Origin of the sequence: Pseudomonas oleovorans subsp. oleovorans (assembly GCF_002197815.1) — a bacterium.
GTDB classification, from domain to species: Bacteria; Pseudomonadota; Gammaproteobacteria; order Pseudomonadales; family Pseudomonadaceae; genus Aquipseudomonas; species Aquipseudomonas oleovorans.
This window is the reverse complement of the sequence record NZ_NIUB01000012.1, coordinates 78,780-96,831: the sequence shown is the minus strand read 5'-3', so window position 1 is coordinate 96,831 and position 18,052 is coordinate 78,780. Positions and strand designations below refer to the sequence as shown.

16 protein-coding genes and 1 pseudogene are annotated in these 18,052 nt (G+C 63.8%); 13 read left to right on the top strand and 4 right to left on the bottom strand.

Features of this window, described 5'->3' with window-relative positions; genetic code table 11:
- Positions 1-269: 269 nt before the first annotated feature.
- From eutB to PSOLE_RS09510, 4 genes and pseudogenes are all read left to right on the top strand, one after another.
- Positions 270-1,146 (top strand): annotated as a pseudogene (gene eutB, locus PSOLE_RS09525) (ethanolamine ammonia-lyase subunit EutB); the annotation flags it as partial.
- Between the two features lie 43 nt (positions 1,147-1,189).
- Positions 1,190-1,954, top strand: a complete 765-nt coding sequence (gene eutC / locus PSOLE_RS09520; protein WP_074859569.1) for an ethanolamine ammonia-lyase subunit EutC — start codon at positions 1,190-1,192, stop codon at positions 1,952-1,954.
- Positions 1,955-2,009: 55 nt separating this feature from the next.
- The gene (locus PSOLE_RS09515; protein ID WP_003461005.1) at positions 2,010-2,183 is read left to right on the top strand and encodes a DUF2897 family protein; all 174 of its coding nucleotides are present in this window, start codon (positions 2,010-2,012) and stop codon (positions 2,181-2,183) included.
- Positions 2,184-2,264: 81 nt separating this feature from the next.
- On the top strand, positions 2,265-3,023 hold the full coding sequence (locus PSOLE_RS09510; RefSeq protein WP_003461004.1) for a CPBP family intramembrane glutamic endopeptidase: 759 nt from the start codon (positions 2,265-2,267) through the stop codon (positions 3,021-3,023).
- Here the strand turns inward: PSOLE_RS09510 and PSOLE_RS09505 are convergent.
- The 3 genes from PSOLE_RS09505 to PSOLE_RS09495 form a co-directional block, all read right to left on the bottom strand.
- Positions 2,974-3,792, bottom strand: coding sequence for a substrate-binding periplasmic protein (locus PSOLE_RS09505; RefSeq protein ID WP_003461003.1), 819 nt, complete (start codon positions 3,790-3,792; stop codon positions 2,974-2,976). The genes PSOLE_RS09510 and PSOLE_RS09505 overlap by 50 nt on opposite strands.
- A 76-nt stretch (positions 3,793-3,868) precedes the next feature.
- Positions 3,869-4,654: a substrate-binding periplasmic protein gene (locus tag PSOLE_RS09500; protein ID WP_039964703.1), complete on the bottom strand. Its 786-nt coding sequence runs from the start codon at positions 4,652-4,654 to the stop codon at positions 3,869-3,871.
- A 95-nt stretch (positions 4,655-4,749) separates the two neighbouring features.
- Complete coding sequence (locus PSOLE_RS09495; protein ID WP_003461000.1) at positions 4,750-5,373, bottom strand: TetR/AcrR family transcriptional regulator; 624 nt, start codon at positions 5,371-5,373, stop codon at positions 4,750-4,752.
- Positions 5,374-5,595: 222 nt separating this feature from the next.
- On the opposite strand from PSOLE_RS09495, the gene PSOLE_RS09490 reads away from it, so the two are divergent.
- The 7 genes from PSOLE_RS09490 to PSOLE_RS09460 all read left to right on the top strand — a co-directional run bounded on the left by PSOLE_RS09490 (position 5,596) and on the right by PSOLE_RS09460 (position 15,151).
- Entirely contained in the window at positions 5,596-7,383 is a 1,788-nt protein-coding gene (locus PSOLE_RS09490) for an acyclic terpene utilization AtuA family protein (RefSeq protein ID WP_074859572.1), read from the top strand.
- Positions 7,384-7,474: 91 nt separating this feature from the next.
- Entirely contained in the window at positions 7,475-8,344 is an 870-nt protein-coding gene (locus tag PSOLE_RS09485) for an SDR family oxidoreductase (protein ID WP_074859575.1), read from the top strand.
- 4 nt (positions 8,345-8,348) lie between these two features.
- Positions 8,349-9,965, top strand: a complete 1,617-nt coding sequence (gene atuC / locus PSOLE_RS09480; RefSeq protein WP_074859577.1) for a geranyl-CoA carboxylase subunit beta — start codon at positions 8,349-8,351, stop codon at positions 9,963-9,965.
- A gap of 81 nt (positions 9,966-10,046) precedes the next feature.
- Positions 10,047-11,207, top strand: coding sequence for a citronellyl-CoA dehydrogenase (gene atuD / locus PSOLE_RS09475; RefSeq protein WP_074859580.1), 1,161 nt, complete (start codon positions 10,047-10,049; stop codon positions 11,205-11,207).
- Between the two features lie 54 nt (positions 11,208-11,261).
- Positions 11,262-12,059 carry an isohexenylglutaconyl-CoA hydratase gene (gene atuE, locus PSOLE_RS09470; RefSeq protein WP_074859583.1) on the top strand — a complete coding sequence of 266 codons (798 nt, stop codon included), beginning with the start codon at positions 11,262-11,264 and terminating at the stop codon, positions 12,057-12,059.
- A 170-nt stretch (positions 12,060-12,229) separates the two neighbouring features.
- A complete protein-coding gene (locus PSOLE_RS09465) occupies positions 12,230-14,218 on the top strand; it encodes an acetyl/propionyl/methylcrotonyl-CoA carboxylase subunit alpha (protein ID WP_074859586.1) in 1,989 nt (662 codons plus the stop codon).
- 108 nt (positions 14,219-14,326) lie between these two features.
- Positions 14,327-15,151, top strand: a complete 825-nt coding sequence (locus PSOLE_RS09460; RefSeq protein ID WP_003460993.1) for an SDR family oxidoreductase — start codon at positions 14,327-14,329, stop codon at positions 15,149-15,151.
- A gap of 75 nt (positions 15,152-15,226) precedes the next feature.
- Here PSOLE_RS09460 and PSOLE_RS09455 read toward each other — a convergent pair whose 3' ends face one another.
- Positions 15,227-15,901: an alpha/beta family hydrolase gene (locus tag PSOLE_RS09455; RefSeq protein ID WP_088339311.1), complete on the bottom strand. Its 675-nt coding sequence runs from the start codon at positions 15,899-15,901 to the stop codon at positions 15,227-15,229.
- A 101-nt stretch (positions 15,902-16,002) separates the two neighbouring features.
- Here PSOLE_RS09455 and ccoN point away from each other — a divergent pair, with 101 nt between their 5' ends.
- Complete coding sequence (gene ccoN / locus PSOLE_RS09450; RefSeq protein WP_084343988.1) at positions 16,003-17,442, top strand: cytochrome-c oxidase, cbb3-type subunit I; 1,440 nt, start codon at positions 16,003-16,005, stop codon at positions 17,440-17,442.
- Positions 17,442-18,050, top strand: coding sequence for a cytochrome-c oxidase, cbb3-type subunit II (gene ccoO, locus PSOLE_RS09445; RefSeq protein WP_003460990.1), 609 nt, complete (start codon positions 17,442-17,444; stop codon positions 18,048-18,050). Before ccoN ends, ccoO begins: the two co-directional genes overlap by 1 nt.
- Positions 18,051-18,052 lie beyond the last annotated feature (2 nt).

Genomic DNA, 18,052 nt, shown 5'->3' with positions numbered 1-18,052 from the left:
ACAGGCAGATCGGTAGCCCGAATAAAATCGGTCTAGCGGCCATTCAGCTGCCAATCACCTACTGCCATCGGAAATTCGGCATCCGTATTGCGGTTGCCATCATGTAACAGGCATCGCGCGACTGCGCGCCAGAGCGGTGCACCCACACTGCCACTGCACCTATTTCATTCGTCCGATCCGGTATCCAGGTGCAGACGGTTGGTCAGCGGTCAGGCCTCTGGCATGAGCACTGCACGGTAAGCACATCCTCTCTGCAACGGGTTGCAGCCATGCCCTACCAAACCACCATCGGCAGCCTGTTCTACCGCTTCGCCGACCTCAAGACGCTGTTGGCCAAGGCCAGCCCGGCGCGCTCCGGCGATTATCTGGCAGGGCTGGCCGCCGCTACCTACGGAGAGCGCATGGCGGCCAAGCTGGCCCTGGTCGAGGTGCCGCTCAAACGCTTTCTCGACGAGGCACTGATTCCCTACGAACAGGATGAAGTCACCCGCCTGATCATCGACCGCCACGATGCCACTGCATTTGCCCCGATCAACCACCTCACGGTTGGCGACCTGCGCGACTGGCTGCTGCTGGAGAAGACCGACAGCGCGCGCCTGGCGGCCGTAGCCGCCGGGCTGACGCCGGAGATGGTTGCCGCCGTGAGCAAGCTGATGCGCAATCAGGACCTGATCTGGTGGCGCGCAAATGCCAGGTGATCAGCCGCTTTCGCAACACCCTGGGCCTGCCCGGCCACCTGGTCGTGCGCCTGCAGCCCAATCACCCCACCGACGACGTGCGCGGCATCGCCGCCAGCATGCTCGACGGCCTGCTGTATGGATCCGGCGACGCCACGGTCGGTATCAACCCGGCCAGCGATTCGCTGCCGACGCTGATGCGCCTGTGGCAGATGATGGGCGGCGGCAACACTTCGAAATCCCCCTGCAGAGCTGCGTGCTCCCCCACGTCACCACGCAGATCCAGGCCATCGAGGCCGGCGCGCCGATCGACCTGGTGTTCCACTCCATCGCCGGCACCGAAGCCACCAACGCCGGCTTCGGCGTATCCCTGGCAATCCTTCGCGAAGCCCACGAAGCCACGCTGTCGCTCGGTCGCGGCACCCTCGGCGATAAAACCGGCCAGGGCAGCGCGCTGTCGGCCGTGGCCACCACCTGCTCAAGCAACTGCCGCACATATCGGGAGCCGCGTGATGGCCAATGATCTGATTCAGCAAAATCCCTGGGACGAACTGCCCGCACATACCTCGGCACGCATAGCGCTCGGCCGCGTCGGCTGCAGCCTGCCCACCCGCGAGGTGCTCAAGTTCGGCCTGGCCCATGCCCAGGCGCGCGATGCCGTGCATCGTCCGCTGGACTTCGGCGAACTCAAGCATCAGTTGCATACGGCAGGCTTTCGCACCCTGAAAGTACGCAGCAACGCCGACGACCGGCAAACCTACCTGCTGCGCCCGGATCACGGCCGACACCTGCACGGCGACTGCCGTGTGCAGCTGCAACACGAACTGCCCGCACCGGAAATCGCCATCGTGCTGGCCGATGGCTTGTCGGCCGTCGCCGTGCAGCGCCATGCCCTGCCGCTGTTGCAAGCTTTTCGCGAACGCTTTGACACCGACTGGGCCAACACCCCGGTGGTGCTTGCCGAACAGGGCCGCGTGGCGATTGGCGACGGCATCGGCGAAGCGCTGCGTGCACGCCTGGTGATCGTGATGATCGGCGAGCGCCCTGGTCTGACCTCGTCGGACAGCCTCGGCCTGTATCTGACCTACGCACCGCGGGTGGGCTGCCGGGACAGCGCGCGCAACTGCATCTCCAACGTACGTCCCGAGGGGCTGCCTTACCAGCTGGCAGCACACAGACTCGACTACCTGGCGCGCCAGGCGCTGCGCCTGCAACTGAGTGGCGTGCAGCTCAAGGACGACAGCAACCTGCAGCCGGTGGCGCTACAGGCCGACTGACAAGACCCGGCACGCGGGTTATGGTGATAACTCTATTGCCCCATGAGGAGTCATCATGCCCTGGTACGTCTGGCTGCTACTGGTTCTGGTGTTTGGCTCAGTGATCGGTAGCCTGCTGGTGCTGCGCAGCAGTGCCAAGAAAATGCCCCTGAGCGAAGATCAGCTCGAACGCATGCGTAAACGCGCCATCGAGCAGGAAGCCAAGGACGCGCGCGAGCGTCAGCGCTAAACGCACTCGTCCTGTCAGGTAACGCCAAGACTGCCCGCAACGCAGCCTGCTAGACTGCGCGCCTTCTCCAGGAGAGGTGCCATGCCCCTGCATCTGCGCTTGCTGCTCCCCGCTCTGATCCTGGCCCTGGGCACCGGCCTGGGTTTCATCCAACCCGTCGGCCTGCTGCTGGGCGGCGTATTCGTCATCGTCCTGCTGGCCGGACGATCGCATCTGCCAAGCTGGCTATGGCTACCTCTGATTCTGCTTGGCGCAATCGCCCTGGCGGCGCACCTCCTACCCGGTTTCAGCCCTTGGCAACTGTGGCAGCCACGTCTCATCAGTGCTGATGCGGCGCCCTATGGCCTGCGCCTGTCCTGGGACAAACTGCTGCTGGGCAGCGCCCTGCTCGCCTGGTGGCTGGGGCAGCCACGCAGACCCGTGCTTTCGCTGAAAAATGCCTGGCTGACGTGCATCGCCACCCTGCTGCTGGTGCCGCTGCTGGCCATGGCACTGGGCCTGGTCGCCTGGCAACCCAAATGGCCGCAGGGTCTGCTGTTGTGGCTGGCGGTCAATCTCTGCGTGGCGGTGCTGGCGGAGGAATTGCTCTTTCGCGGCCTGCTACAGACCGCCCTGATCAAGCGCCTGGGCATCTGGCCCGGCTTGCTGTTGACGGCCGGCTTGTTCGGCGCGGCCCATCTGCCTTTCAGCGCGCTATTTGCCGTGGTGGCGACCTGCGCTGGCCTCGGTTATGGCCTGGCCTTTCACTACAGCGGCCGCCTGAGCCTGGCCATCGCGCTGCACACAGCGGTCAATCTGCTGCATATTCTGTTGCTGAGCTATCCGTTACGTCTTGCATGACGGCAATGCGGTAAGGCGAGAAGATGCGCTGCAACTCGCCCTTCTCCCGCAACTGCTCGAGCAAGGCAGCGAAGCGTTCGGGAGTTATCGGCGCGCCGGCACGAATCATCGCATGATGACGATAGATCTGATCGACACGCTCGGAGATCAGTAACTGGCGTGCATAATCGCGATTGCGCTCAAGGAAGTCATAGAGATTGGAGCGAGAGACCAATGCGACATCGGCGCGCCCGCGTATCACCATCAGCAGGTTGCTGTCGTGGGAGTGACCGAGGTTGGCATTGAAGGTGCTGGTCAGGAACTCCGGATCGCTGTTGAACTGGGCAAATCCGTAGTGATAACCGCGATAAAGCGCCAGGCGCTTGCCTTCGAGCTGTTCGAAGTAACTCTGGTCGCGCAGCGCCTCGTTCCTGGCGACGAACAACTCAGCATCTTCCAGCCTCATATCGACAGCTTCAGCGTCGATGTCCTGCCATCCCCATTGCGGATTCTCGAAAATCGCCATGTCGATACGCCCGCGCTGCAGGTCACTGAAACGACGCACGATGGCGGTGGGCAACATGGTGAAGTGGTATTCGCTCTGCTCTCGGTTGAGCGCTTCGAGCAGTTGCGGTAGCAAGCCACTCGAGTCGTGCAGGTTGGACTTGATCACATAGGGGGGGAAGTGCGCGCCACCGACCTTGACCACGTCGGCCGCATAGAGAGAATCCACTAGCAAGAGACACAAGGCACCCAAACATCCATGAACCCTGCACCGCGCATGCCGCATCTCGAGTCCCCAAAAAATTCCTTCTCTCAGTGTGCTGCACACTACTCCAGTCTCTCCTGACCGACCAGATGGATTTTCACCGCACTGACACTTTGTTGCCCAATGTCAGACGATAGCGCCCAAGTAGCTTCGATAGTTCTCCACTGGCCTGCAGCCGGTTCAACAACTCGGCAACTTCAGCCGGGCTCAGCGGCCCCTTGGGCCGCAGCAGCACCTGATGGTGACAGAGTTGATCCAGCCGATCGGAAACCAGCAACTCGGGCAGCATTTCCGGATGCCGATCCAGAAACAGCTCCAGGTACGAGCGCGTCACCACGGCGATATCGACGCGCCGCGCCAGCAGCATGCGCAGGTTGCTATCGTGGGAATAGGTCAACAGCGCATTGAACGCGCGTGCGAGATAATCAGGGTCGGCATCGAAACTGGCAAAACCATAGTGATAGCCGTTGTAGAGCGCCATGCGCTTGTCGTTGAAATCCTCGAAATAGTCTTGCCCACGCCCCGGCTCCGCCGCGGCGACATAGACTTCCGCATCATCGATATCCAGCCCCAAGACCAGGTATGACGTGCCCTGCCAACCCCAGCGAGTGGACTCGAAGAACATCAGATCGAAGCGTCCGCTCTCGAGGTCGCGGTAACGGCGGGTTGCCGAGGTCGGCACCAGAACGAAACGGTATTGCTGCTGCGCCGCATTGAGCGCGCGCAACAACTCGGGCACCAAACCTTGCGGATAAGGTGATTCGGGTTTGTCCAGGTATGGCGGGAAGTGATAACCACCGACACGCACCTCCTGCAGGGCAAGGGCAGCAGGTACATGCAACAGCGCAAGACAGCACAACAGGCAAAAGGCTAGTGCGCGCAAACTCGACCTCTCGTCACGGATCACAATGCGGGAACACCCCAGCGTCCGTGTTCGAGCCGAAAACCGGCAGTTGCTCCTATCCTAGCCGAATTCGCTCAGGCTTCCTTACACACCAATGACAACGCTTCTTCGGCCAGCTGATCCAGCGTCATTGGTCCCTGCGAGCGGAACCAGGTATTGGTCCAGCTCAGCGCACCGGTGAGAAAACGCCGCTGAATGAACGGGTCGCCCTTGAAGTATCCGGCCTCGCGCGCCTCGCCCAGTACCGCCAGCCAGATCTGCTCGTAGGTATCACGCAAGGCCAGTACCTGCGCCTGGCCCTCCTCCGAAAGGGAACGCCACTCGTACACCAATACCGCCATGGCCTCGCCGGTACCGCCCATGATCGACTGCAACTCGCAGCGGATCAGCGCCAGCAGCCTCTCGCGGGTGCCCTGCGCCTCGGCCAGTGCAGCGCGCATCAGGGCGGTGTTGTAGACGATGGTTTCCTCCATCACCGAACGCAGGATCTCTTCCTTGCTCTTGAAGTGGTGAAAGATGCTGCCGGACTGAATACCGATGGCAGCAGCCAGATCGCGCACCGTCGTGCGCTCGTAACCCTTGCTGCGGAACAGGTGGGCAGCCATCTGCAGCAGCTTGCCGCGGGCACTGTCCGGATCGGTCACCTGGCCGCTATCGACCAGTTCCTGCATCACGGCCTGGGCTCTGTGTTCGTCCACGCTGACTTCTCCCCTGATTACCCTGCTCGGCGATTGTTCTGATTAATTCTTCATGCTGCCGGCAAGTGCTTGTCTTGCTTGATGAAATGTATGCGGCGCCAGCTGACCAAGCAAGCGCTTGGGCGCATTCTTGGCCGAATTGTCGTCTTTCGTCACTTTTCAACCAAGCGCTTGCTTGGTAGTGTGAGCTCACCTTCTCAAATGTGTGACGGGCCAATTCCAATGACCAAAACCGTACGCATCGGCTGCGCCTCCGCTTTCTGGGGCGACACCTCCACCGCTGCCGCTCAACTGGTTCGCGGCGCCGAACTGGATTACCTGGTGTTCGACTACCTGGCCGAGATCACCATGTCGATCATGGCCGGCGCGCGCATGAAGAAGCCGGATGACGGCTACGCCCGTGACTTCGTCGAAATACTCACGCCGCTGCTCGGCGAACTGGCAGCGAAGAAAACCCGCGTCATCAGCAATGCCGGCGGAGTCAATCCGATGGCCTGTGCTGCGGCCCTGAGCGCCGCCTGCGAGCAGGCCGGGGTGAACCTGAAGATCGCCGTGCTGCACGGCGACAACCTGCAACCCAAGCTCGGCGAGCTGGTCAAGGCCGGCACTCGCGAGATGTTCACGGGCGCCGCGCTGCCGCCCTTCTGCGTGTCGGTCAACGCCTACCTCGGCGCACCGGGCATCGTCGCCGCTCTGGAACAGGGCGCCGACATTGTCATCACTGGCCGCGTGGTCGACAGCGCGGTGGTCAGCGCCGCCCTGGTGCACGAATTCGGCTGGGCCTGGAGCGACTACGACAAGCTGGCCCAGGCCGCGCTGGCCGGGCACATCATCGAGTGCGGCGCGCAGTGCACCGGTGGCAATTTCACCGACTGGCGCGACGTGCCGGACTACGAGCACATCGGCTTTCCCATCGTCGAAGTCGAGGACGATGGCCGTTTCGTCGTGACCAAGCCGGATGGTTCCGGCGGCTTGGTCACGCCTTTTACCGTTGGCGAGCAGATGCTCTACGAGATCGGCGATCCGCGCGCCTACCTGCTGCCGGATGTGGTCTGCGATTTCACCCAGGTCGCGCTGAGCCAGGTCGGCGACAACCGCGTGCAGGTGCAGGGCGCACGCGGCCTGCCGCCCACCGGGCAATACAAGGTCAGCGCCACCCACCCGGACGGTTTTCGCTGCACCGCCAGCTGCGTGCTCGCCGGTATCGATGCCGTGGCCAAGGCCGAGCGGGTCAGCCAGGCGATCATCAACAAGACCGAAGAGATGTTCGCCGAACGTGGCTGGGGCCGTTACCAGGAGGTCAGCGTCGAGCTGCTGGGTAGCGAGGCCACCTATGGTGCCCACGCTCGGCGCCAGGACAGCCGCGAGCTGGTGATGAAGATCGCCGTGCGTCATGCCAAGAAGGAGGCGCTGATCCTCTTCTCCCGCGAGATCGCCCAGGCTGCCACCGGCATGGCGCCGGGCCTGACCGGCATCGTCGGCGGCCGCCCCACCGTCTACCCGGTGATCCGCCTGTTCAGCTTCCTGGTGGACAAAAGTGCCTGCACCCTGAGCGTCGAAATCGACGGCGAACGCCAGCCGGTCGCCCTGCCCCAGGTCGATGCCTTCGACCCCGGGCGACTGCACGCACCGGCCGCCCTGCCCGTACCGATGGGTGAAGCCGACACTGCCGTGCCGCTGATCCGCCTGGCCGTGGCGCGCTCCGGCGACAAGGGCAATCACAGCAACATCGGCGTGATGGCGCGAAAACCCGAATACCTGGCGTGGATAGCCGCGACGCTGACGCCCGAAGCCGTGGCCAAGTGGATGGCGCATACCCTGGACGCCGAGCACGGCCGCGTCAGCCGCTGGTACCTGCCGGGCAGCCACAGCCTCAACTTCCTGCTGGAAAACGCGCTGGGCGGTGGCGGCGTGGCCAGCCTGCGCATCGACCCGCAAGGCAAGGCCTTCGCCCAGCAGTTGCTGGAATTCCCGGTGCCGGTGCCCAAGGCGCTGGCCGACAGCCTGTAGGAGCGGGCTTGCTCGCGATCAACAACGCAAAAGCATCGCCAGCAAGCTGGCCCCTACATAAACCGATGCAGGTGCAACAAGGAAAACAACAATGGCATACGACTCGGTATTCAAACCTGGCCTGTTCGCTGACCAGACCATCCTGGTCACCGGCGGTGGCAGTGGCATTGGCCGCTGCGTGGCCCACGAGCTGGCCCATCTGGGCGCCCATGTGGTGCTGGTCGGGCGCAAGCAGGAAAAGCTGGAGAAGACCTGCGCCGAGATCACCGAGGACGGCGGCAGCGCCAGCTTCCAGGTTTGCGACATCCGTGACGAAGAAGCCGTGAAGGCCATGGTCGGCGCAGTGGTCAAGGAACGCGGGTGCATCCACCAGCTTGTGAACAATGCTGGCGGCCAGTTCCCCGCGCCGCTGATTGGCATCAACCAGAAAGGCTTCGAGACCGTGGTGCGCACCAATCTGGTGGGCGGCTTTCTGGTGGCCAAGGAAGTCTTCCTGCAGAGCATGAGCAAGCACGGCGGCAGCATCGTCAACATGCTCGCCGATATGTGGGGCGGCATGCCTGGCATGGGCCATTCGGGGGCGGCGCGGGCCGGCATGGAGAACTTCACCAAGACCGCCGCCTACGAGTGGGGCCACGCCGGTGTGCGGGTCAACGCCGTGGCGCCGGGCTGGATCGCCTCCAGCGGCATGGACACCTACCCCGAGTCGATGAAGAACATGATCCGCAACCTCAAGGATCACGTGCCGCTGCAGCGCATCGGCAGCGAGTCCGAGGTGGCCGCGGCCATCGTCTTCCTGCTCAGCCCTGGCGCCAACTTCATCAGCGGCAACACCATCCGTATCGACGGTGCCGCCAGCCAGGGCACCCGCGCCTGGACGCTGGGCAAGGCGAAATACAGCGATTCCTACAACGGTTTCCACCGGGCCTACCTGCCCGACGTACTGAAAGATCAGGAGTAAGGCGATGCCCGTGATCCAATCGGAAATCGATGTCCATGGCGAAGCCTTCGCGCAGAACCGTGAAGCCATGCTGGCAGCCATCGCGACCTTCCGCGACGTCGAACAAAAGGTGCTCGACAAGGCCCAGGAAGCCAAGGCCAAGTTCGAGAAGCGCGGCCAATTGCTGCCGCGCGAACGCATCAACCTGCTGCTCGATGCCGGCGCGCCCTTTCTAGAGCTGTCCTCGCTGGCCGGCTACAAGCTGCACGACGACAAGGACGGCAGCCAGGCCGGCGGTGGCCTGATCGCCGGTATCGGCTACATCGCTGGCGTGCGCTGCCTGGTGATCGCCAACAACAGCGCGATCAAGGGCGGCACCATCTCCCCCACTGGCCTGAAAAAATCGCTGCGCCTGCAGCAGATCGCCTTCGAGAACAAGCTGCCGGTGGTGACCCTGGCCGAGAGCGGCGGCGCCAACCTCAACTACGCCGCCGACATCTTCGTCGAGGGCGCGCGCGGCTTCGCCAACCAGGCGCGCATGTCCGCCATGGGCCTGCCGCAGGTCACCGTGGTGCATGGCTCCAGCACTGCTGGCGGAGCTTACCAGCCGGGCCTGTCGGACTACGTGGTGGTGGTGCGCGGCAAGGCCAAGATGTTCCTCGCCGGCCCGCCCCTGCTCAAGGCCGCCACCGGCGAGATCGCCACCGACGAGCAACTCGGCGGCGCCGAGATGCACGCCCAGGTCGCCGGCACCGCCGAGTACCTGGCCGAGAACGACGCCGACGGCGTACGCCTGGCGCGCGAGATCCTTGGCATGCTGCCGTGGAACCAACAACTGCCCGCTCGTGAGAAACGTACCTGGCGCGAACCGCTGTACCCGGCTGAGGAGCTGCTCGGCCTAGTGCCGGTCGACGCCAAGAAGCCCTACGACGTACGCGAGATCATCGCGCGCATCGCCGATGGCTCGGAGTTCCTCGACTTCAAGAACGAGTTCGACAGCCAGACCGTGTGCGGCCACCTGCAGATCGAAGGCCAGGCCTGCGGTTTCATCGGCAACAACGGCCCGATCACCCCGCAGGGCGCGGCCAAGGCGGCGCAGTTCATCCAGCTGTGTGAGCAGAGCAACACGCCGATCCTGTTCTTCCACAACACCACTGGTTTCATGGTCGGCACGGAGTCCGAGCAGAACGGCGTGATCAAGCATGGCTCGAAGATGATCCAGGCCGTGGCCAACGCCACCGTGCCCAAGCTCACCATCGTCGTCGGCGGCTCCTACGGCGCCGGCAACTACGCCATGTGCGGCCGTGGCCTCGACCCACGCTTCATCTTCGCCTGGCCCAACAGCCGCACCGCCGTGATGGGCGGCGCCCAGGCCGGCAAGGTGCTGCGCATTGTCACCGAGGACAAGCACGCCAAGGAAGGCAAGGAAGCCGATCCGAAAATGCTCGACATGCTGGAAACCGTGACCGCACAGAAGCTCGACAGCCAGTCCACCGCGCTGTACGGCACCGCCAGCCTGTGGGATGACGGCCTGATCGACCCGCGCGACACCCGCAAACTGCTGGGCTTCTTGCTGGACATCTGCGCCGAAGCCAACCTGCGACCGTTGAAGAAAAGCAGCTTCGGCGTCGCGAGATTTTAAACGTAGGGCGGGTGAAACCCGCCAAGCATGTGGCGGGTTTCACCCGCCCTACAGACCCATTCGATACGGAGCACAACAACAATGATCTTCACTCAAGAGCACGAAGAACTCCGCCGTACCGTCCGCAACTTCGTCGACAAGGAAATCAATCCGCATGTCGATGAATGGGAAAAGGAAGGCCGCTTCCCGATCCACGACATCTTCAAGAAGGCTGGCGAGCTGGGTCTGCTGGGCATCTCCAAACCGGAGAAATTCGGCGGTATGGGCCTGGACTACAGCTACTCCATCGTCGCCGCCGAAGAGTTCGGCACCATCCATTGCGGCGGCATCCCGATGTCCATCGGCGTGCAGACCGACATGTGCACCCCGGCCTTAGTGCGCTTCGGCTCCGATGAACTGCGCGAAGAATTCCTGCGCCCGGCCATCACCGGCGAGATGGTCGGCTGCATCGGCGTCTCCGAAGTCGGCGCCGGCTCCGACGTGGCGGGCCTGAAGACCACTGCGCGCAAGGACGGCGACGACTACGTGATCAACGGCAGCAAGATGTGGATCACCAACTCGCCGTCGGCCGACTTCATCTGCCTGCTGGCCAACACCAGCGACGACAAGCCGCACGTCAACAAATCGCTGATCGTGGTGCCGATGAAGACGCCCGGCATCACCGTAAGCCCGCACCTGGACAAGCTCGGTATGCGCAGCTCCGAGACCGCCCAGGTGTTCTTCGACAACGTGCGTGTGCCGCAGCGCTATCGCATCGGCCAAGAAGGCGCCGGTTTCATGATGCAGATGCTGCAGTTCCAGGAAGAGCGCCTGTTCGGCGCGGCCAACATGATCAAGGGTCTGGAACACTGCGTCGACACCACCATCGACTACTGCAAGCAGCGCCACACCTTCGGCCAACCGCTGATCGACAACCAGGTCATCCACTTCCGCATGGCCGAGCTGCAGACCGAGATCGAAGCCCTGCGCGCGCTGGTCTACCAGGCCACCGAGCAGTACGTGAAAGGTCGCGACGTGACCAAGCTGGCGTCGATGGCCAAGCTCAAGGCCGGCCGCCTGGGCCGCGAAGTGTCCGACAGCTGCCTGCAGTACTGGGGTGGCATGGGCTTCATGTGGGACAACCCTGTGTCGCGCGCCTACCGGGACGTACGCCTGGTGAGCATCGGCGGCGGCGCCGACGAAATCATGCTCGGCATCATCTGCAAGCTGATGGGCATCCTGCCAGGGAAAAAGAAAGGCTGACCTCCACTCATACCGTTGCGGCGGGTTTCACCCGCCCTACACCGAGGCTATGCGATGAATGATCTGCCCCACTGCGAAACCCTGCAGCTGAACTCCGTCGGTGGCGTGCTGCACGTCACCCTCAACCGCCCGGACAGCCGCAACGCCATGAGCCTGGCGATGGTCGGCGAACTGCGCGCCACCCTGCAAGCCGTGCGCCATGATCCGAACGTGCGCGCCCTGGTTCTGCGCGGTGCCGCTGGCCACTTCTGCGCCGGCGGCGATATCAAGGACATGGCCGGCGCCCGCGCCAAGGGAGGCGACGCCTACCGTGAGCTGAACCGCGCCTTCGGTGCGTTGCTGGAAGAGGCCCAGGCCGCGCCGCAAGTGCTGGTGGCCGTGCTGGAAGGTGCCGTGCTGGGCGGCGGCTTCGGCCTGGCCTGCGTGTCTGACGTGGCCATCGCTGCCAGCGGCGCCAAGTTCGGTCTGCCGGAAACCACGCTGGGCATCCTCCCGGCGCAGGTCGCCCCCTTCGTCGTGCACCGCATCGGCCTGACCCAGGCGCGCCGCCTGGCCCTGACCGCCGCCCGCTTCGACGGTGCCGAGGCCCTGCGCCTGGGCCTGGTGCATTACTGCGAGGACGATGAAGCTGCCCTGCAGCAGCGTCTGGAGGAAACCCTGGAACAGATTCGCCAATGCGCACCACAGGCCAATGCCCAGACCAAGGCCCTGCTGCTGGCCAGCGAAAGCGAAGCGCTCGGCCCGTTGCTCGACCGCGCAGCCGAACAGTTCGCCGCCGCCGTGACCGGCGCCGAAGGCGTCGAGGGCACCATGGCCTTCGTGCAGAAGCGCAAGCCGAAGTGGGCGCAGTAACCACACCAGCAACGGTAGGAGCGAGCTTGCTCGCGATCAGCTCGAACCAGGATCGCCAGCAAGCTGGCTCCTACAACAAAATCGACAGACCGTAGCCCAATGCAATCCGGAAACGCTCGCCAAAATGATTCCCCGGATTGCATCCGGCTATGCACAGCAGGAGCACAAAGATGCCCGCATTCAACAAGATCCTGATCGCCAACCGCGGCGAGATCGCCTGCCGGGTAATGCGCACCGCCATCGAACTCGGCTATCGCACCGTGGCGGTGTACTCCGAGGCTGATAGCGATGCCCGCCATGTACAGATCGCCGACGAAGCCGTATGCATCGGCCCGGCGCAGGTCAACCAGTCCTACCTGCGTATCGAGGCCATCATCGAGGCCGCGCGCAAGACCGGCGCCGACGCCATCCACCCCGGCTATGGCTTCCTCTCCGAGAACGCCGATTTCGCCCGCGCCTGTGAGGCCGCCGGCATCGTGTTCATCGGCCCGACCGTGGAAGCCATCCACCTGATGGGCAGCAAGCGCCTGTCGAAGATCGCCATGCTCGAAGCTGGTGTGCCCTGCATTCCCGGCTACGAAGGCGCGGCCCAGGACGACGAGACTCTGGTGCGTGAAGCCCAGCGCATCGGCTACCCGCTGATGATCAAGGCCAGCGCCGGTGGCGGCGGCCGTGGCATGCGCCTGGTGCATGAATCATGCGAGCTTCTGGGGCAGATCCGCACCGCCCGCTCGGAGGCACAGAACGCCTTCGGCTCCGGCGAGCTGATTCTCGAACGCGCGGTGATCCGCCCACGCCACGTGGAAATCCAGGTCTTCGGCGACCAGCACGGCACTATCGTCTATCTCGGCGAGCGTGACTGTTCGGTGCAGCGCCGCCACCAGAAGGTAGTCGAGGAGGCGCCCTGCCCGGTCATGACGCCGGAGCTGCGCAAGGCCATGGGTGAAGCGGCGGTCAAGGCTGCCGCCTCGGTCAACTACGTCGGCGCCGGCACCGTGGAATTTTTGCTCGATGCCAGCGGCGAATTCTTCTTCCTGGAAATGAACACCCGCCTGCAGGTCGAGCACCCGGTTACCGAGCTGATCACCGGCCAGGATCTGGTGGCCTGGCAGATTCGCGTCGCCGAAGGCCAGCCCCTGCCGCTGCAGCAGGACGACATTCGCCTCACCGGCCACGCCATGGAAGTGCGCCTGTACGCCGAGGACTCGGCCGCCGGCTTCCTGCCGCAAACCGGTCAGGTTCTGCGCTGGGAGCCCGAACTGCTGGCCGGTGTGCGCATCGACCACGGCCTGGTCGAAGGCCAGGCTGTAACCCCCTTCTACGACCCGATGCTGGCCAAGGTCATCACCTACGGCGAAACCCGCGACGAAGCCCGGCGCAAGCTGGTGCGTGCGGTCGAGCAGTGCGTGCTGCTGGGCGTCAACGGTAACCAGCGCTTCCTCGCCAACCTGCTCAAGAATCCGGAGTTCGCGGCCGGCAATGCCACCACGGCGTTCATCGCCGAGCATTTCGCGGATGACCCCAGCCTGCACCCACACACCGCCAGCCTGGCCGAACTGGCCATGGCCGCCGCCCTGCTCTACCAGATCTCGGCCGACGCCCGTGCACACCAGCCCGGCCTGTCCGGCTGGCGCAGCGCCGGCAGCGCGCCCTGGCGTTTCGTCCTCAAGCAGGGCGAACACAAGCACAGCGTGGAGCTGGACGTGCTCTCCAGCGGCCCGCAAGCGCAGCTTCGCGTACGCCGGGGCGAGGAACAACTGTCCCTGCGCCTGCTGGCCAGCGACGGTCGCTGGCTGACCCTGGAATTGGACGGCGTGCGCCGTCGCCAGGCCTACCACATCGAAGGCGAGCACCTCTGGCTGTATGGTGAGCACGGCAACCTGGAATTGGTTGACGTCACTCACGAGCCGGCTGGCGGGCAGAACGCCGCCAGCAGTGGCGCGGTGAAGGCACCGATGGATGGCGCCATCGTCGACGTACTGGTCGCCGAGGGCGCCAGCGTGAGCAAGGGGCAACTGCTGGTGGTGCTGGAGGCGATGAAGATGGAGCATCCGCTCAAGGCTGGCGTCGATGGCATCGTCCGCCGCGTCGGCGTAAGTCAGGGCGATCAGGTGAAGAATCGCCAGTTGCTGGTGGAAATCGAAGCCGCCGAAGTTTGACCACATCACCGTGGGAGGGGCTTTAGCCGCGATGAACAACGCTCGCGGCTAAAGCGGATCGCCGCCCGGCCCTTCCCACGTCCCATACCAACAAGAAGGAGCACGCCCATGTCACTTTCCGGCAAGACCCTGTTCATCACCGGCGCCAGTCGTGGCATCGGCCGCGAAATCGCCCTCAAGGCCGCCGCCGATGGCGCCAACATCGTCATCGCGGCCAAGAGCGCCGAGCCGCACCCGAAACTCGAAGGCACCATCTTCAGCGTCGCCGCCGAGGTAGAAGCCGCCGGCGGCAAGGCGCTGGCCCTGCAGCTGGACGTGCGCGACGAACAGGCTGTGGCAACCGCCATGGCCCAGGCCGCCGAGCATTTCGGCGGCATCGATGCCCTGGTCAACAACGCCGGCGCAATCAAGCTGGTGGGCGTGGAGAAGCTTGAACCCAAGCGCTTCGACCTGATGTACCAGATCAACACCCGTGCGGTGATGGTCTGTAGCCAGGCGGCACTGCCCTATCTGAAGAAGAGCGCCGGCGGACATATCCTCAACCTCTCCCCGCCGCTGAACCTCGACGCCAAGTGGTTCGCCCAGCACGGCCCCTACACCGTCACCAAGTACGGCATGAGCATGCTTACCCTGGGCATGAGCGAGGAGTTCAAGAAGTACGGCATCAGCGTCAACTCGCTGTGGCCGAAGACCATGATCGCCACCGCCGCCATCGAATTCGAGCTGGGCAGCCGCGACGCCTTCAAGCGGGCACGCACCCCGGCGATCATGGCCGATGCGGCGCATGCGATCCTGAGTAGCGAAGGCCGCAGCCTCACCGGGCGCCTGCTGATCGACGAGGACATCCTGCGCGAACAGGGCGTCAGCGATTTCGAGCAGTACCGTTTCGATCCCGCTGGCGGCAGCCTGGTACCCGACCTGTTCGTTGATTGAAGCCTGGGATGCGTTGGCTTCGTAGCCCAATGAAATCCGGATCAAGAGCTGCGGGCAAGCGTACGAAGCTCTTCCTCAGCCCGCACCAAGATAAGCCGTGATCGCCCCGACAGCCGTCTGGAGATGCTGCTGATGGCTGAAGCCGGATGCCTTCAATGGCTTTAAGTCATGATCGGCAGCCTGCAGCCAGTGCAACTCGATGGCCGCTGACAGCTCGTAACCCGCGACGGTTTCCTTATTGCCCAATGTATCGCGCTCCCCCTGGATGATCAGCGTCGGCGTACGCAGCTCGGCGAGATGGGCCACTCGCGGTTTTTCCGGCTTGCCGGCGGCATAGAAGGGATAGCCCAGACAAATCAGCGCTGAGGCGCCGAACTCGTCAGCCAGCAGACTGGCCATACGCCCGCCCATGGATTTCCCGCCGACGGACAGCGGCCCTGAGACTCGTTGGCGCACCTGCGCATGCACTTCGCGCCATTGCTGCAGTAGTTGCGCCTGCGGATTGGGCGGGCGCTTGCGCCCATCCACCCGTCGCTGCGCCATATAGGCGAACTCGAAGCGCACCACACGCACGCCGCGTGCCGCCAAACCCTGAGCCATGGTCTGCATGAACGGACTGTCCATCGGCGCGCCGGCCCCGTGCGCGAGGATCAGCGTGCTCGATGCCGCCTGCGGCGGTTCGTCCCACAGCCAGGGTAGTCCCTGCTCACATTGACCGGCGTCAATAAACCCAGATGGCCCTTTGCTCATGCTTGCCTCGCGTCGATATCCGTGGTGTCCGTGGCTTGCTCATGCCTGCGTCTACCACAGTTATCGGCCGCTCTGCCATAACCGTGGATGGAAGCCCAGACATGAACACAACAACCCGCTGCGCCTATAACTACAGGGTGGTTCGCCAGTTCGCCATTATGACGGTGGTTTGGGGCATCGTCGGCATGGGACTCGGCGTATTCATCGCTGCCCAGCTGGCCTGGCCCGAACTTAACTTCAACCTGCCGTGGACCAGCTTCGGCCGTCTGCGCCCGCTGCATACCAATGCGGTGATCTTCGCTTTCGGTGGCTGCGCCCTGTTCGCCACCAGTTACTACGCGGTGCAACGCACCAGTCAGACCACGCTGTTCGCTCCGAAGCTGGCGGCCTTCACCTTCTGGGGCTGGCAAGCGGTCATCGTGCTCGCGGTGATCACCCTGCCGATGGGCTACACCAGCAGCAAAGAATACGCCGAGCTTGAGTGGCCAATCGATATCCTCCTGGGCATCGTCTGGATTACCTATGCCGTGGTGTTCTTCGGCACAGTCGCCAAGCGCAAGACCAAGCACATCTATGTGGGCAACTGGTTCTTCGGTGCGTTCATCCTCGTGACCGCCATGCTGCACATCGTCAACAGCGCCGCCATGCCGGTGAGCCTGTTCAAGTCGTACTCGGCTTATGCCGGCGCGACCGACGCGATGATCCAGTGGTGGTACGGCCACAACGCCGTGGGCTTCTTCCTGACCACCGGCTTCCTGGGCATGATGTACTACTTCGTACCCAAGCAGGCCGAGCGTCCGATCTACTCGTATCGCCTGTCCATCGTGCACTTCTGGGCGCTAATCACACTGTACATCTGGGCCGGTCCGCACCACTTGCACTACACGGCCCTGCCGGACTGGGCGCAGTCCCTGGGCATGGTCATGTCGGTGATCCTGCTGGCACCAAGCTGGGGCGGTATGATCAACGGCATGATGAGCCTGTCCGGTGCCTGGCATAAGCTGCGTACCGACCCGATCCTGCGGTTCCTGGTCGTGTCGCTGGCGTTCTACGGCATGTCCACCTTCGAAGGTCCGATGATGGCCATCAAGACGGTCAATGCGCTGTCCCACTACACCGACTGGACCATCGGCCACGTACACGCCGGCGCTCTGGGTTGGGTAGCGATGATCTCCATCGGCTCGCTGTATCACCTGATTCCCAAGGTGTTCGGCCGTGAGCAGATGCACAGCATCGCGCTGATCAACACCCACTTCTGGCTGGCCACCATCGGCACCGTGCTGTACATCGCCTCGATGTGGGTCAACGGCATCACCCAGGGCCTGATGTGGCGTGCAGTCAACGAAGACGGTACCCTCACCTACTCCTTCGTCGAGTCGCTGGAAGCCAGCCATGTCGGATTCGTGGTACGGGTGATCGGTGGTGCAATCTTCTTCGCCGGCATGCTGCTGATGGCCTGGAACGTCTGGCTGACCGTACGTAGCGCGAAATCCACCGAGATGGAAGCCGCTGCGCAGTTCTCGGTAGAAGGAGCCCACTGATGAAACACGAAATTCTCGAGAAGAACATCGGCCTGATGGCCCTGGTGATGATCCTGGCGGTCAGCATCGGCGGCCTGACGCAGATCGTCCCGCTGTTCTTCCAGGACGTCACCAACGAGCCGGTCGATGGCCTCAAGCCCTACACCGCGCTGCAACTGGAAGGCCGCGACATTTACATCCGCGAGGGCTGCGTCGGCTGCCATTCGCAGATGATCCGCCCGTTCCGCGCCGAGACCGAGCGCTACGGCCACTACTCCGTCGCCGGCGAAAGCGTCTGGGATCACCCCTTCCTGTGGGGCTCCAAGCGCACCGGCCCGGACCTGGCCCGCGTCGGCGGTCGCTACTCGGACGAGTGGCATCGCGCCCACCTGTACAACCCGCGCAACGTCGTGCCGGAGTCGATCATGCCCGCCTACCCCTGGCTGGTCGAACAGAGCCTCGATGGCAAGGACACGGCCAAGAAGATGAGCGCCTTGCGCACATTGGGCGTGCCCTACAGCGAAGAAGACATCGCCGGCGCCAGCGACGCGGTCAAGGGCAAGAGCGAGATGGATGCTCTGGTCGCCTACCTGCAGGTGCTTGGCACCGCCGTGAAGAACAAGAGGTGAGC